This is a genomic window from Borrelia hispanica CRI (assembly GCF_000500065.1).
Classification (GTDB): domain Bacteria; phylum Spirochaetota; class Spirochaetia; order Borreliales; family Borreliaceae; genus Borrelia; species Borrelia hispanica.
Genome location: NZ_AYOU01000022.1, coordinates 1 through 1,165 on the forward strand (window position 1 = coordinate 1; position 1,165 = coordinate 1,165).

The following is a 1,165-nucleotide window of genomic DNA, read 5'->3' on the forward strand; positions in this document are numbered from 1 at the left end:
CCAAGTCCCTTAGTCTGCTCGTTAAAACTCCTAGTTAAGGGCTCTTTACTGTCTGCTCCTATTTTTGCTTTTACTAATTCTAATGCCTCCTTTAAATACGTCATATCATACTTTATAACTTCTAATGATGCATCTGTGTCACCGCTATAAAATATTCCTTCATTATTTAAATTAGCTTTAAGTCTCTCTATCTCTCTAGATAACATATCATTAGCATCTCTTAATGCAACAAAGTTATTCTTTGAACTTGAGCCTCCAAAAAACCCTTTAAAACCACTATTACTCTCTTTCCTTAATAACATCGCTGTATTACTTAATGCATTTTGTAATTCTACTAATGACTCATCCTTGTAAAATAAAAAGTTATGATTATCTATTCGTCTCTCAATCTCTATGTAAATCTTTTCTAATAAATACACATCAAGTAAAAAACTTTCTGTATAACACGGCGTATAAGATCCTAAAATATAATCATAATTGTCATATATTAGTAATCTACTTTTATGTATTTCTAATGATTTGATTTCTATATTTGTACTGTTTATATCATTATTTCTTAAATAATATGTTATATGCCTACTTTCTGGTCCAATGTCATGTACTTTAGAATAATCTAAATACATAAATCCAATTGGTAATTCATTATTTACTTCTACATCTAAATCAAAAAACTGATCGGCTGTCTTTACTAAAATGTATCCAACACCATTAAATCGACAACTAATAATGCATTGTAATAATGCTGCTTTTAATTCTATTTTTAAACTACCCAAAGCACCATCAACATCTAACGATGTGCTTGATACACTATCTAATGTTATTCCGTTCTTTAAACAATCTTTCGCTACATTATCTATGTAGTTCCTAAAAAATATTGAATATTTATATAAATCTCTTACATTTAATCTAAAATTTAATTTCATATCTTTTTTGTTATATTTCTTTTAATCTTATACCACACAAATATAATACACTTTATTATTTTTGCTAACTTTTTTATAATTTTTTGTTACTTTTTTTATAAGCTTATTTAAGTTTATGAAGGATAACTTTTACTTATTTAAATTTACTTTATCTTTAATTAACATCTTTATTTAAATATCAGCGTTAATAAAATTCCTACAGCTAGGGTAATAATGGTCCCAAACATCCATGCATGTAATTT

1 protein-coding gene is annotated in these 1,165 nt (G+C 26.3%); it reads right to left on the reverse strand.

What is annotated here, in order from left to right; translation table 11 throughout:
* Positions 1–923: anti-CBASS protein Acb1 family protein (locus tag U880_RS0100545; RefSeq protein WP_024654351.1), on the reverse strand; the 923-nt coding region annotated here is incomplete at its 3' end.
* Positions 924–1,165: the final 242 nt, after the last annotated feature.